Origin of the sequence: Rahnella sp. AA (genome assembly GCF_002834385.1) — a bacterium.
Taxonomy (GTDB): domain Bacteria; phylum Pseudomonadota; class Gammaproteobacteria; order Enterobacterales; family Enterobacteriaceae; genus Rahnella.
Map to the genome: position 1 here is coordinate 244,130 of NZ_PITQ01000007.1, position 13,406 is coordinate 257,535.

Genomic DNA, 13,406 nt, shown 5'->3' on the forward strand with positions numbered 1-13,406 from the left:
GGAGAAGATATGTCACTCAGTCGTCGCTCGTTCCTGCAAGCCTCTGGCGTGGCTCTTGCTGCAGGTACTCTGCCGCTAAAAGCAGAGGCGAGTGGTTCGCAACCGGTACTGCCTGTTCCTCCGCTGCTAGAATCGCGTCGCGGGCAGCCTCTGTTTCTGACTTTACAGGCCGCCCATTGGTCATTTCTGGGGGGGGCAAAAGCGCCGGTCTGGGGCATCAATGGCATGTACCTTGGTCCCACTGTCAAAGTGCACAGTGGCGATGATGTCAAACTTATCTACAGCAATCGCCTGTCTGAGCCAGTTTCGATGACGGTCAGCGGGTTGCTTGAACCAGGAACGTTAACGGGCGGCGCGGCGCGCCTGATGCAACCCGGCGTAGACTGGTCCCCGGTATTGCCTATCCGCCAGGCAGCGGCGACCTGCTGGTATCACGCTAATACACCTAACCGTATGGCACCACACGTCTATAACGGGCTGGCGGGGATGTGGATTGTTGAAGACGAAGTGAGTAAAAATCTGCCGCTGCCAAACCATTATGGTGTTGACGATTTCCCGCTGATTATTCAGGACAAACGTCTGGATGGTTTCGGCGTACCGCAATATGACACACCGGCCTCCGGCGGATTTTTTGGCGACACGATGTTGGTCAACGGGGTGCAAAGCCCGTATGTCGAGGTTTCGCGAGGTTGGGTGCGCCTGCGTTTACTGAATGCGTCAAATGCCCGTCGTTACGAACTGAGTATGACCGACAACCGTGCGTTCCACGTTGTGGCTTCCGATCTCGGTTTTCTGCCTGCGCCGCTGACGGTGAAACGTCTGTCGCTCGGGCCGGGCGAACGTCGTGAAGTGTTGGTGGATATGTCGCAGGGCGAAGAAGTGTCGGTTACCGCAGGTGAAGCCGCAGGGGTGATGGACAGATTACGTGGTCTGTTTGAGCCGTCCAGCATTCTGGTTTCGACTATCGTGCTGACGCTTAAACCTACCGGTCTGTTGCCGCTGGTGACTGACAATCTGCCGATGCGTTTACTGGCTGATCAGATCCTGACCGGGAATGTGGTTCGTACCCGCGACCTGCGCCTTGGTGATAGCCAGCCGGGCATCAATGGCGCGATGTGGGATATTAACCGCCTCGATCTCACCGCACAGCAAGGCACGTGGGAGCGCTGGACGGTGCATGCGGATATGCCGCAGACCTTCCATGCCGAAGGCGTGTCTTTCCTGGTTAAAAGCGTGAACGGTGCGGCACCGCTGGTGGAAGATGCCGGATTCAAAGATACCGTCTGGGTCGATGGCGATGTGGAATTGCTGGTATTTTTCAATCAGCCTTCGTATGACCATTTCCCGTTTACTTATCGCAGCGGGACGCTGGAGCTGGCCGATCGCGGGTCCGCAGGCAATATGCTGGTTCAGCCGTCGATGTAATGACAGGACTCGTTTGCATCAGAATAAAACCCGCCGTGGCGGGTTTTTTTGTATTGCAGCCTGGGGGTATTTACAGCCCTTTAGCCGGATCCGGCCCCAGGCGCTGCTCTTTATCCAGTTTGGTGACTTCCGCCAGTTCTTCTTTCTCGAGCTTGAAATCAAACACATCGAAGTTTTCACGAATGCGTTTTGGCGTGACGGATTTAGGGATAACAATCAGCCCGTTGTCCAGATGCCAGCGGATGACAATCTGCGCAGGGGTTTTGTTGTATTTCTCGGCCAGTTTCTGAATCAGAGGCTGATCAAACACGCCTTCGCCGCCCTGTGCCAGCGGGCTCCAGGATTCGGTGGCGATGGTGTGGGTGGCGTTCCAGGCGTGTAACTGGCGCTGTTGCATCAGCGGGTGCAGCTCAATCTGATTCACCACCGGGAAAATGCCGGTTTCATCTTTCAGCTTTTGCAAATGTTCCAGCGGGAAATTACAGACGCCGACGCTTTTCGCCAGCCCCTGTTCTTTCAGTTTCAGCAGCGCTTTCCACGCATCGACATAATGGCCCTGCGCTGGCTGCGGCCAGTGGATCAGGTACAAATCAACGTAATCAGTTCTCAGCTTTTTAAGGCTGGTTTCCAGCGCTTTTGGCGCATTCAGCTGATCGTCATTCCACAGTTTGGTGGTAATAAACAGCTCTTCGCGGGGAACGAGATTGGCGGCAATCGCTTCGCCGACGCCTTCCTCGTTTTTGTAGATAGCGGCCGTATCGATGTGACGGTAGCCGGTTTCAATGGCCGTTTTCACCGCGCTGGTGGCTTCCTGATTACTGGCTTTCCATACGCCAAGTCCTAACTGAGGCATCAGGTTGCCATCGTGAAGTTTAATGATGGGTTGCGTTGCCATGAGGTTCTCCTTTCAGGGCAGGGTGCCCGCCGCAAAACACGGGCACAGGGTAGGGAAGGCTTCAGCCTGACGTTAAGTCTAGTTAACGAAACGTCATCTTGCTGAGCAGGCTACTTATTTTATTTTTAAGCATTCATGTCCAGCACAACGCGGTAGCGTGCTTTACCGTCATGCAGGTGCGAGACGGCATCATTAATTTTGCTCAGCGGGAAATGCTCAACCTGCGGTGTAATCTGGTGGCGAGCGCAAAACGCCAGCATATCGGCCAGACGTGAAGGGGAACCGGTTGGAGAACCGGAAACCTCAGCTTGCTTGCTGATAAGCGCAATGACGTGCAGGGGAACGGCTTCCGGCACGACGCCGACAAAGTGCAGACGACCTTTCGGTGCAAGTGCGCCAAGAATTGCGTCCCAGTCGAGTGATGCGTTGGCGGTCACCATAATGAAATCCAGCTGACCGGCAATTTTCTTCAGGTCTTCGCTGTCTCGGGTCGCGATCACACGGTGTGCGCCGAGCGAGAGCGCTTCATCACGTTTTGCCAGGGATGAGGTAAATGCCGTGACTTCGCAGCCCCACGCATTCAAAAAGCGTAACGCCATATGCCCCAGACCGCCGATACCGACGACACCCACGCGGTGCGTTGGCAACACACCGAACTGCAACAGCGGGTTAAACACGGTGATGCCGCCGCAGAACAACGGGCCAGCGCTGGTGATATCAACACCCTCCGGCAGCGGAATGGCCCATGCCCAGTGGCTGCGGATACGGTCGGCAAAACCACCGTGGTGCCCGATAATTGTGGCTTCGACGTCGTGGCAAAGATGCTGGTCCCCAGACATACACGGGTGGCAATGCATACAACTGCCGCGGTTCCAGCCCACGCCCACAATCTGCCCGACTTTCAGCCCTTTATTACGTGCATGGTCACCAATTTTAACGATTTTCCCGACCACTTCGTGACCCGGCACAAAAGGATATTGGGTGAAACCCCAGTCGTTATTGAGCATCGAGAGGTCTGAATGACAAACGCCGCAGTAATCAATGGCGACTTCAATTTCTTCATCGCCGATCGGGCCGGCATCGAACTGGAAAGCTTCAAGCGGCTGATTCGGACCGGCAGCGGCCCAGGCGTTGAACGTATTTTCGGCAGCGGTAGGTGCAGACATACTTTTCTCCTGACGTTGAATATTTTGAAAATTAGGGAGTTATTGAAAAACCGGGCCGGTGACAAAAATGTTTGTCACGAACAGCGTATGAAAGGTGCGTTCATACAGACTAGCAGTTTACTGCGTTTGTGCAGGAAGATACGCCTGCGGAAAGAGGGATTAACTGTAAGAGAAAATCGCAGGGAAGATGATGCACATTTCTGCCAGAGTCTTGCCTGATCCTGCAAGTCTCTGTAGAAAATGAAACGCCTGTGGCAAAATTAATGCCAGTTTATCGTCTATCCGGAGCAGGAATAATGGAAAATGTGGACAGCTTGTGCGCCCGTCTGGCGGCAAGGGTGGCGCATCTTAGCGGGAGTAATAAACTCAGTCCGTCGGCGGTGCCACAGGTTACGCTGATGTACACCACACGTTACCATCCGCGCCAGCCGGTTTTATACAATCCTGGCGTGGTGATCCTCTTTCAGGGCCGTAAGGTTGGTTATCTGGGCAAGAAAACCTTCTCTTATGATCCGCATAATTACCTGATGCTGACCGTTCCGTTGCCGTTTGAATGTGAAACGTTCAGCAGCCCCGAAGAGCCACTGGCCGGGATCCAGATCAGCATCGATACGCTGATGTTGCAGGATTTGCTGATGGACATGGGGGATGAAACCGTGGCACGTCAAAAAGAGTCGTCAACCGGCATCAATTCAGGGGTTCTGGATGACGATATTTTGTGTGCGACCGAGCGTCTTCTGAGCGTTCTGGATAAACCGCTTCACGCCCGCGTGCTGGGGCCGAAGATCATCCGCGAAATCCTGTTCTTTATTCTGACCAGTGAAAACGGCGGCGCACTTCAGGCGCTGGTTAACCGCCACACGCATTTTAGCCAGATTGCCAAATCCCTGCGCCGCATCGAAGCGCAGTATGCGGATAACCTCAGTGTGGAAGCGCTGGCGAGCGAAGTGAACATGAGTATTTCGGCGTTCCACCACAACTTTAAAGCGGTGACCAGCACATCACCTTTGCAGTATCTGAAAACCTACCGGCTGCACAAAGCGCGAATGCTGATGATTTATGACGGCGTGAAAGCCAGCGTGGCGGCGTTACAGGTGGGATATGAAAGCGCATCGCAGTTCAGCCGCGAGTTTAAGCGCTATTTTGGGGTGACGCCGAGCGATGAAATGGCCCGCCTGCGCGAAGGCAGTTCGGGCGTTTTAGCGCTGGCGGATGTGGCCTTTAAAGCATGATTTGCGTGTTCAGAAACGGCATTTACGTTTCTTCCACACCACCAGCAATCCACCGGCAAGCCCGATAACCAGCAGCAGAACCGGTAAAATCATCAGCCCCGCCATGACCTGATCTTCATGGCGTTTCACCACCGGGATATGACTCAGCGCGAAGCCCAATGAGATCACCACCCCCACCCACAAAATGGCGCTCAGCCAGTTAAAGAACTGGAAGCGGGCATTGTTCAGGCCGGAGATCCCTGCGATGGTCGGTAAAAGCGTGCGGACAAACGCCAGAAAACGGCCAACCAGCAGCGCGGTCAGCCCGTGTCGGGTGAACATCTGGTGTGCGCGCTGATGATAATGTGCGGGAAGCTGTAACAACCAGCCTTTGACCATTTTGGTGTGTCCGAGCCACCGTCCCTGTATGTAGCTCAGCCAGCAGCCGAGGCTGGCGGCAGTCACCAGAATAATCATCGTGGGAATGAAGCTCATCACGCCTTTGGCGATGAGCGCACCGGTCAGCAACAGAAGGCTGTCGCCCGGCAGGAAAGAAGCGGGAAGAAGTCCGTTTTCAAGAAATAGCGTCGTGAACAGTACAGCATAGATAACCCAGAGAAGATTCGGGTCGGCGAGCATACTGAAATCATGCCGCCAGAGTGCATGAAAAATGTCGCAAATAACTGCCATATTCTGTCCTGTTGCTAATCATGAAAAACTGTCGCTTGCCAGTGTACCAAGGATCCCTTGTCCGTATGTTGATCTGAGGCGGCTGTAAAAAGACAGAATACTCCGGCATTAGTTCACCGGAGCTATGTGTAGAGCTTACAGATTATTCTCGTTTTGCGAATGAAAATCCGACAGATACCTTACCGATCTGCGCGGTGTGTCGCAATCCCTGAGGCTCAGGCTGTAGCAATGCGTTCAAAAGCCGCTAAAAGGTCGGCGATCAGGTCATCGCTATTTTCCAGCCCGATGTGAAGACGCACCAGCGTACCGGCAAAATCGACCGTTTCTGCCGGTCGGATAGCCTGAATTTCTTCCGGCTGATTGGCCAGAACCAGCGATTCAAAACCGCCCCAGGAATACGCCATGCTGAAATGTTCGAAGTGATCGAGATAGTCGGAAAGCTGCTGTTTGCTCAGGCGTTGCTTCAGGACAAACGAGAACAAACCGCAGCTGCCGGTGAAATCACGCTTCCAGAATTCGTGGCCTTTGCTGCCCGGTAACGCCGGATGGTTCACGGTTTCCACTTCCGGACGCTCCGCCAGCCATTGCGCGATACGAATGCTGCTTACTTCATGCTGTTTCAGCCGCACACCCATCGTCCGCAGGCCACGGCTGGCGACGTAAGCGGTGTCGGCATCAACCATTTGTCCCATCAGATAAGAGTGCTCACGCAACTGCTCCCAGCAACGCTCGTTAGATACCGCCGTACCAATCATGGCGTCGGAATGGCCGACGATATATTTGGTCCCGGCCTGAATAGAAATATCGATATCAAATTCCAGCGCTTTGAACAGAATGCCCGCCGCCCAGGTGTTGTCGATCATGATCACCACATCCGGAGACACGGCGCGGACGGCTTTCACCATCGCCGGGATATCCGGAACTTCCATGGTGATGGAGCCCGGTGATTCGAGGAAAACGACTTTGGTGTTGGGCTGCATCAGCGAACCTAGCTCCGCGCCAATGTCTGCACGGAAATAGGTGGTGGCGACGCCAAGCTTTTTCAGCACTTTTTCGCAGAAATCTTGTGTGGGTTCATAAGAGGAACCTGCCACCAGAATGTGGTCGCCGGTGCCGACAAACGACAAGACCGCATTACTGACCGCCGCCGCACCGCATGGATAAAGCGCGCAACCCGCGCCGCCTTCAAGCTCAACCATGGCCTCTTGCAGGGAAAAATGCGTCAGGGTGCCGCGGCGTCCGTAAAACAGTTCGCCGTTAGCGCGGTTGGCGGTGGCGTGTTTTTTATCGGCCACGGTTTCAAACACCAGCGATGAAGCACGCTGGATCACCGCATTGACTGAACCTTGTGTGTACTTTTTGTCCCGCCCGGCGCTGACCAGCACGGTTTCGATTTTTTTAGATGACATAATCCGCATTTCACCCTGTTTAGCCTTGTAGACCCGCGCTCTGTGGCAGCGGCTGAGATGCAATTAACTTAACATGATGAATTATGACGGGTCAGGTTTTTGCCGGTTGGATGAGAAAATTTCAGCCAAAACAAAAGCCCGTCGGGAAAGACGGGCTAAAAGAGATAATGGCTATCCGGTGTAAACACCGAAAAGTTTGGGGAGAAACAGCGAAACGGACGGAATGTAGGTCACGACCATCAGTACTATAAACAGCACGCAGTAGAACGGCAGCATGGCTTTAACGACTTTCTCAATGCTCTGCTTACTCACGGCGCTGGCAACAAACAGCACGGAGCCGACCGGTGGTGTAATCAGGCCGATCCCGAGGTTCACCAGCATGATCATCCCGAAATGCACCGGGTCGATGCCGAGTGACAAAATCACTGGCAGCAGCACCGGCGTGAGGATCAGAATGATCGGCGCCATGTCCATGAGCGTGCCAATCAGCAGAAGCATGATGTTGATCCACATGAGGATCACGTACTTATTATCTGAGATCGACGTGAAGAACTCGGTGATCCGCATCGGCAACTGCATGTAAGTCATCACCGCGCCGAAGCTGGCGGCAAAGCCAATCAGGATCATCACGATACTGACGGTTTTCACCGTGCGGAACATCAGTTTCGGCAGCTCGCTCCATTTATAGTCGCGGTAGATGAACATCGTCACGAAGAATGACCACAGACAGGCAATGGCGGCGGATTCTGTGGCGGTGAAAATCCCGCTGAGGATCCCGCCCATGATGATAACCACCGTCATCAGCCCCCACAGCGTGTCGATGAAAATCTTCAGTGCCTGACGGAACGGCACACGCTCACCTTTCGGATAGCCGCGCTTGTGCGCGAACAGTACGCACATCACCATCAGCGTCAGGCTGAGCAGTAAACCGGGCAGAATACCGGCGATAAACAGCGCGGCAATCGAAACCGTGCCGCCAGTGGCCAGCGAGTAAATCACCGAGTTATGGCTCGGTGGCGTCAGAATCGCCTGCACGGAACCACTGGCGGTGACTGCGGCAGCGAAATCACGCGGATAGCCCTTTTTCTCCATCTCCGGGATCATCACCGAACCAATCGATGCGGTATCTGCCACCGAGGAACCTGAAATCGCCCCGAAAAATGTTGATGCCACGATGTTCACCAGCGACAGGCCGCCGCGGATAAAACCGACAAAGATATACGCAAAACTCACCAGTCTGCGGGCAATGCCGCCTTCAGCCATAATCGCGCCCGCCAGAATAAAGAACGGGATTGCCAGCAGCGAAAACTTATTCACGCCGTTGGTCAGCTGAATCATCAGCGCTTCAAACGGCAGGTCAATCCACCAGGCACCGGCCAGGGCGCTGAGCCCGACGGCGTACGCCACCGGTACGCCGATAGCCAGCATGACGCCGAGCGTTAACAGTAAAATGAGTGCATCCATAAAAGGCTCCGGCTCAGGCTTCAGAATTGCCCAGCATCACCACCGGCCGCTTATGCTGCGGGCCTGCGATAATCTGCTCAATAATAAATAAGAGGGTCAGCGCCGAACCCACCGGCAGGGGAAGATAGGTTTGCCCGGCGGTCAGCAGCGGGAATTCCGCCACGGGTTGCTGCCAGAGTTCGCTGCACAATTGCAGGCTGTACCAGAAAATGAAAATGCTGATAGCCAGCATCATCAGGTCAGAAAGCAGGGCAGAAAACTTTTGCAGAGCAGGTGGCAGAAGGTCCGTGACCATCGCCACCACAATATGTGAACCCGCGCGGTAACTGACGGCGGCACCGATAAAGGTGAACGTCACCATACACATAATGGCGATGGGTTCAGGCCAGGATAGGGCGCTGTTCAGGACGTAGCGGGCGAAAATACCGATGGGAATGACCGCCACCATCAGCAGTAACGCCAGCCCGGCCAGCCACATTGCGCTGCGGTAAAAGATGTCCATCAGAGCGTGATAACCGGAAAACATAAGTTCCTCCGTGAAGCGTCGGGAAAGAGGCAGCGTCGCTGCCCGGTTCAACGAATTACTGAACGTCAGCGATTTGCTGCATCAGTTCCTGATGGTCTTTACCGAATTCATCACGCACGGATTGGGTGGCTTTCACGTAAGTGGCCGGATCGATATCCTGGAACTTCACGCCGCCCGCTTTCATGGTTGCCAGCGCTTTCTCGTTATAGGCTTTCCACAGCTCGCGCTGCTCGTCCTGCGCTTCTTTGGCCAGCTTGAGGATCAGCTGCTGATCTTCCGGTTTCAGCTTGTCCCATTTCACTTTTGAATACAGAAACAGCTCCGGGATAATAAAGTGGCGGCTGTAGGTGTAGTTTTTCACTACCGGCAGATAGTTGTGTGCAACAAAGGTTGGCGGGTTGTTTTCCGTGCCGTCGATAACACCGGTTTGCATCCCGCTGAACACCTCACTGACGCCCATCGCTACCGGGTTTGCGCCCATAGCTTTCAGCGTCGCCAGCGCAATCGGGCTGCCCTGAACGCGGATTTTCATACCGTGCAAATCTTCCGGTTTCACCACTGGCTCTTTGGTGATCAGGTTTCGCGTCCCGCCGTCCATCCAGCCAAGAAACACCAGACGTGAGTTGGGGTTGCTGGTGATTTTATCGCCAATGGATTTCCCAATCTGACCGTCCAGCACCTTATGCATATGGTCTTCATCGCGGAAAATATAGGGCAGGGTAAACACGTTGATTTCCGGGAGGATCGAGGCAACGGGTGTCATGGAGACACGGATGATATCCAGTGCGCCCAGCTGTGCCTGCTCAATTTCCTGTTTTTCATCGCCGAGCACGCCGCCCGGGAAGGTTTTAATTTCCAGACGACCGTCGGTTTGTTGTTGCAGTTTCTCGCCCATGTGCTGAACAGCGACGACATTAGGGTAACCCTGCGGGTGAACATCGGCTGCTTTCAGCGTCTGTGCGGTAAGAACAGGGGTAAACAACAGGGTGGCGGAACTCAGGCAAAGGCTGAGAAGTGCTTTCTGCATTTTCATCAGTTTGTCTCCAGGGTACTCGATAAGGGAATGGAAAAATAACAGCAAAAATGGACCGGTCTGACGCAGGGTGCCGCGCCTGTTTTTAATGGAAAAAGGATGAATAACCTTTTAAATGAAACAGATAACAGACATGCCTTTTCCGGGCCTTCGTCTGTGGCAGGAACCTTATCCTATTTATAACTGAGTAGTATTTGAGCGCTATCACAATCTCGCAACAGATGTAAAATACTGTTACTTAATATTTAAAATGTTGTTTTAACTTTAATAGTTGTTATTAGCTGATTGATTTTCTGCAATATTTAAACGGAAAGTGTGACGTGGGTTAAATTGTTCGCAGTGTGTCCAAACGGGAAAAACCTTGTCATCCATCAATGACACCCGGCCATGGAAGCGGGACAATGTAAATAATAATGAGAACGACTATCAATTAGGGCTTTTTCTTTGATATCATTCGGCGTTATTCATTCCTTCTACACACTGATTCTGGCTGGAGGCGACGCGTGAAAACGGCTCGCAATAAGATGAAAGAGGCGACCTCATTACTGATGTCGTTAATGTTGATTGCTGGTCTGAGCGGCAACGCGATGGCTGCACCTGCGACGCCGGCTGCTCAAGCCGTCACTTCCGAGACAACTCAACCGGCACCGGGTACTGCTGATGCAACGCCTGCTCCGGTGATGCAGCCTGTTCCGGCTGAAACTGCGCCGGTTATTCCTGCGGATTTATCTGTATTAGGTATGTACCACCACGCTGACGTGGTGGTGAAAACAGTGATGATTGGCCTGTTGCTGGCTTCCGTCGTTACCTGGGCGCTGCTGTTTAGCAAAGGCGCTGAAGTCTTCAGCGGTAAACGCCGTATGCGTCGTGAATTTGATGCGTTGTCTTCCGTGCGTACGCTGGATGAGGCCGCTGAGCAGGCGGAAAGCTTTGCCGCCAGCAGTATCAGCGCGCAGATGATCCGCGATGCACAGAATGAACTCGAACTTTCGGCCGGCTCTGCTGACAACAACGGTATTAAAGAGCGTACCGGTTTCCGTCTTGAGCGCCGCGTTGGTGCCGCTGGCCGTTATATGGGCCGTGGCAATGGCATCCTGGCCACTATCGGGGCGATCTCTCCTTTTGTCGGCCTGTTCGGTACGGTATGGGGCATCATGAACAGCTTCATCGGTATTGCACAGACCCAAACCACCAACCTTGCGGTGGTCGCACCGGGTATCGCAGAAGCGTTACTGGCGACGGCTGTCGGCCTGGTTTCTGCAATTCCTGCTGTGGTGATCTACAACATTTTTGCCCGTACGATTACTTCCTATCGTCATCAGGTCGGTGATGTAGCGGCGCAGATTATTCTGTTACAGGGCCGTGATTTGGATCTGGCTGCCAGCGAGGGCGATGCGCCACGCGGTCAGACAGGTCAGCTACGCGTAGGGTAAGAACAGATTATGGCTATTCGCTTAAACGACGATATCGACGAAAGCGGTGAAATGCATGATATCAATGTCACGCCTTTCATTGATGTCATGCTGGTGCTGCTGATCATTTTCATGGTAGCGGCACCGCTGGCAACCGTAGATGTGCGGGTGGATTTACCGGCTTCCACGGCGAAGCCGCAGCCACGGCCTGAGAAACCGATCTTCCTGTCGGTGAAGGCCGACAAGCAGTTGTTCCTCGGTGACACGCCGGTAAACAATGACAATCTGACAGCAATGCTGGATCAGCGTACTCAGGGCAACAAGCAAAGTACGATTTTCTTCCGTGCAGATAAAACCGTCGATTATGAAACGCTGATGAGCGTGATGGATAACCTGCGTAAAGCCGGTTACCTGAAAGTCGGGCTGGTGGGTGCGGAACAAACGGGCGCAGGCGCGAAGTAAGCTTTTCCCGAACTGCAGCAGGACATATGAGAAAGGCCAGCATTTGCTGGCCTTTTGTCTGTCTGGATATTGCTAACTCAGGTCACAGGGGCCGGGTTAAATACCGCCAGTGCATTATGGATGCCCCAGGTATCTGACCAGGTTTTTTTGCGACCGCTGGCAATGTCCAGAATGAAGCGGAACAACTCCCAGCCGACGTCTTCGATTGTGGCATCACCTGTGGCGATAGTGCCTGCATTGATGTCCATCAGATCAAACCAGCGATTGGCAAGCGCTGTACGGGTGGCCATTTTAATAACAGGAACCGCCGCCAGGCCGTAAGGTGTACCGCGACCGGACGTAAACACCTGTACCGTAATACCCGAAGACATCTGCTGAGTCCCACAAACGAAATCGCTGGCAGGCGTAGCGGCGTAAATCAGCCCTTTTTTAGTCGGGCGTTGCCCCGGTGACAACACTTCTGAAATTGCGCTGGTACCGGATTTCGCAATCGACCCCAACGCTTTTTCCACGACATTCGCCAGTCCGCCTTTTTTGTTACCCGGAGACGGATTAGCGCTGCGGTCAGTCTGCCCCAGTGACAGATAATTGTCATACCAGGCCATTTCTTCGAGCAGCCGTTTACCCACATCGACATCCGCAGCGCGCGGTGTCAGCAAATGGATAGCATCACGGACTTCAGTGACTTCAGAGAACATGACCGTTGCGCCACAACGAACCAGCAGATCTGAGGCAAAACCGACGGCAGGGTTCGCCGTTACCCCTGAGAATGCATCGCTGCCGCCACATTGCGTACCGACGACCAGATCCGATGCCGGGCAAGTCTCACGCTGGCGACGGTTCAGGCGTTCCAGATGGAACTGGGCAACGGTAAGAATGTCGTCAACCATCGACTGGAAGCCGATGTGCTGCTCATCCTGCAATCGCACAATTTTAGCGTCATCAAGCGAAATAGGCTGAACATCTGCTGTACCGAGCAGCAGTTTTTCCGGCTGCAACTTTTCACAGCCGAGGCCAATCACCATCACTTCGCCGCCAAAATTGGGGTTCAGGGCAAGGTTATGAATGGTACGGATTGGCACGACTGCCGCCGGAGCATTAATCGCCACGCCGCAACCGTAGAGGTGGTTAAGCCCGACGACGCCGTCAACATTGGGAAACTTAGGCAATAAATCACGCTCGATGATTTTCACCACGTAATCGACGACACCTGCGACACAATGAACGCTGGTCGTGATACCCAGAAGGTTTTTGGTGCCCACGCTGCCGTCAGCATTGCGATAACCTTCGAAGGTATAGCCTTCCAGCGGCGGTAACACGGGAGGAATACGTGTTGCCAGCGGCAGGCTGTTAAGTTCAGGAGCCACCGGCAGTTCCACCAGGGACTCATCAATCCAGCCGCCCTGTGCGATATCGCGTACGGCATAGCCGATGACTTCCCCATAGCGAATAATATCGCCGCCTTTGGCGATAGGTTCTAAAGCAACTTTATGGCCTTGCGGAACGTGTTCAATTAATTCCAGACCATTAGCGAATCGGGTGCCGGCCTTTAGGCCATTATCGTTCACAATAATCGCAACGTTATCACTTTCATGAACTTTAATAAAAAGCGCTTCGGTTGCATGTTCTTTATCTTTATTACGTGACATAACTGTCTCCGCGTTTATTAAAAATCCAGGAAGAAAATCCCCCGGTTAATTCTCTGAAGTTGAT

Annotated in this window: 12 protein-coding genes; 4 read left to right on the forward strand and 8 right to left on the reverse strand. The window is 53.6% G+C overall.

Features of this window, described 5'->3' with window-relative positions:
• Positions 1–9: 9 nt before the first annotated feature.
• The gene (gene ftsP / locus CWS43_RS17860; RefSeq protein WP_101078430.1) at positions 10–1,425 is read left to right on the forward strand and encodes a cell division protein FtsP; all 1,416 of its coding nucleotides are present in this window, start codon (positions 10–12) and stop codon (positions 1,423–1,425) included.
• A gap of 70 nt (positions 1,426–1,495) precedes the next feature.
• Here ftsP and dkgA read toward each other — a convergent pair whose 3' ends face one another.
• Positions 1,496–2,320 (reverse strand): 2,5-didehydrogluconate reductase DkgA, encoded by an 825-nt coding sequence (gene dkgA, locus CWS43_RS17865; RefSeq protein WP_101078431.1) that lies wholly within the window; start codon positions 2,318–2,320, stop codon positions 1,496–1,498.
• 125 nt (positions 2,321–2,445) lie between these two features.
• Positions 2,446–3,486, reverse strand: a complete 1,041-nt coding sequence (locus CWS43_RS17870; protein ID WP_101078432.1) for an NAD(P)-dependent alcohol dehydrogenase — start codon at positions 3,484–3,486, stop codon at positions 2,446–2,448.
• Positions 3,487–3,782: 296 nt separating this feature from the next.
• Here CWS43_RS17870 and CWS43_RS17875 point away from each other — a divergent pair, with 296 nt between their 5' ends.
• Positions 3,783–4,718 carry an AraC family transcriptional regulator gene (locus CWS43_RS17875; protein WP_101078433.1) on the forward strand — a complete coding sequence of 312 codons (936 nt, stop codon included), beginning with the start codon at positions 3,783–3,785 and terminating at the stop codon, positions 4,716–4,718.
• A gap of 9 nt (positions 4,719–4,727) precedes the next feature.
• Here the strand turns inward: CWS43_RS17875 and CWS43_RS17880 are convergent, their stop codons facing one another.
• The 5 genes from CWS43_RS17880 to CWS43_RS17900 all read right to left on the reverse strand — a co-directional run bounded on the left by CWS43_RS17880 (position 4,728) and on the right by CWS43_RS17900 (position 9,819).
• Positions 4,728–5,387, reverse strand: coding sequence for a DedA family protein (locus tag CWS43_RS17880; RefSeq protein ID WP_101078434.1), 660 nt, complete (start codon positions 5,385–5,387; stop codon positions 4,728–4,730).
• 215 nt (positions 5,388–5,602) lie between these two features.
• Positions 5,603–6,796 (reverse strand): cystathionine beta-lyase, encoded by a 1,194-nt coding sequence (gene metC, locus CWS43_RS17885; protein WP_101078435.1) that lies wholly within the window; start codon positions 6,794–6,796, stop codon positions 5,603–5,605.
• 171 nt (positions 6,797–6,967) lie between these two features.
• Positions 6,968–8,260 carry a TRAP transporter large permease gene (locus tag CWS43_RS17890; RefSeq protein ID WP_101078436.1) on the reverse strand — a complete coding sequence of 431 codons (1,293 nt, stop codon included), beginning with the start codon at positions 8,258–8,260 and terminating at the stop codon, positions 6,968–6,970.
• Positions 8,261–8,273: 13 nt separating this feature from the next.
• Positions 8,274–8,786, reverse strand: coding sequence for a TRAP transporter small permease (locus CWS43_RS17895; RefSeq protein WP_101078437.1), 513 nt, complete (start codon positions 8,784–8,786; stop codon positions 8,274–8,276).
• Between the two features lie 55 nt (positions 8,787–8,841).
• Positions 8,842–9,819 carry a TRAP transporter substrate-binding protein gene (locus tag CWS43_RS17900; RefSeq protein WP_101078438.1) on the reverse strand — a complete coding sequence of 326 codons (978 nt, stop codon included), beginning with the start codon at positions 9,817–9,819 and terminating at the stop codon, positions 8,842–8,844.
• Between the two features lie 524 nt (positions 9,820–10,343).
• Between CWS43_RS17900 and exbB the strand changes: the two genes are divergently transcribed.
• Entirely contained in the window at positions 10,344–11,252 is a 909-nt protein-coding gene (gene exbB / locus CWS43_RS17905; RefSeq protein ID WP_232777053.1) for a tol-pal system-associated acyl-CoA thioesterase, read from the forward strand.
• 9 nt (positions 11,253–11,261) lie between these two features.
• On the forward strand, positions 11,262–11,693 hold the full coding sequence (exbD, locus tag CWS43_RS17910) for a TonB system transport protein ExbD (RefSeq protein ID WP_101078440.1): 432 nt from the start codon (positions 11,262–11,264) through the stop codon (positions 11,691–11,693).
• A 77-nt stretch (positions 11,694–11,770) separates the two neighbouring features.
• Here the strand turns inward: exbD and garD are convergent, their stop codons facing one another.
• Positions 11,771–13,342, reverse strand: coding sequence for a galactarate dehydratase (gene garD, locus CWS43_RS17915; RefSeq protein WP_101078441.1), 1,572 nt, complete (start codon positions 13,340–13,342; stop codon positions 11,771–11,773).
• Positions 13,343–13,406: the final 64 nt, after the last annotated feature.

Coding starts and splice junctions, on each gene's coding strand:
- dkgA (WP_101078431.1), bottom strand. CDS start 2,320: ATGGCAACGCAACCCATCATTAAACTTCACGATGGCAACCTGATGCCT.
- CWS43_RS17900 (WP_101078438.1), bottom strand. CDS start 9,819: ATGAAAATGCAGAAAGCACTTCTCAGCCTTTGCCTGAGTTCCGCCACC.
- CWS43_RS17870 (WP_101078432.1), bottom strand. CDS start 3,486: ATGTCTGCACCTACCGCTGCCGAAAATACGTTCAACGCCTGGGCCGCT.
- metC (WP_101078435.1), bottom strand. CDS start 6,796: ATGTCATCTAAAAAAATCGAAACCGTGCTGGTCAGCGCCGGGCGGGAC.
- CWS43_RS17875 (WP_101078433.1), top strand. CDS start 3,783: ATGGAAAATGTGGACAGCTTGTGCGCCCGTCTGGCGGCAAGGGTGGCG.
- CWS43_RS17890 (WP_101078436.1), bottom strand. CDS start 8,260: ATGGATGCACTCATTTTACTGTTAACGCTCGGCGTCATGCTGGCTATC.
- exbB (WP_232777053.1), top strand. CDS start 10,344: ATGAAAGAGGCGACCTCATTACTGATGTCGTTAATGTTGATTGCTGGT.
- garD (WP_101078441.1), bottom strand. CDS start 13,342: ATGTCACGTAATAAAGATAAAGAACATGCAACCGAAGCGCTTTTTATT.
- ftsP (WP_101078430.1), top strand. CDS start 10: ATGTCACTCAGTCGTCGCTCGTTCCTGCAAGCCTCTGGCGTGGCTCTT.
- CWS43_RS17895 (WP_101078437.1), bottom strand. CDS start 8,786: ATGTTTTCCGGTTATCACGCTCTGATGGACATCTTTTACCGCAGCGCA.
- CWS43_RS17880 (WP_101078434.1), bottom strand. CDS start 5,387: ATGGCAGTTATTTGCGACATTTTTCATGCACTCTGGCGGCATGATTTC.
- exbD (WP_101078440.1), top strand. CDS start 11,262: ATGGCTATTCGCTTAAACGACGATATCGACGAAAGCGGTGAAATGCAT.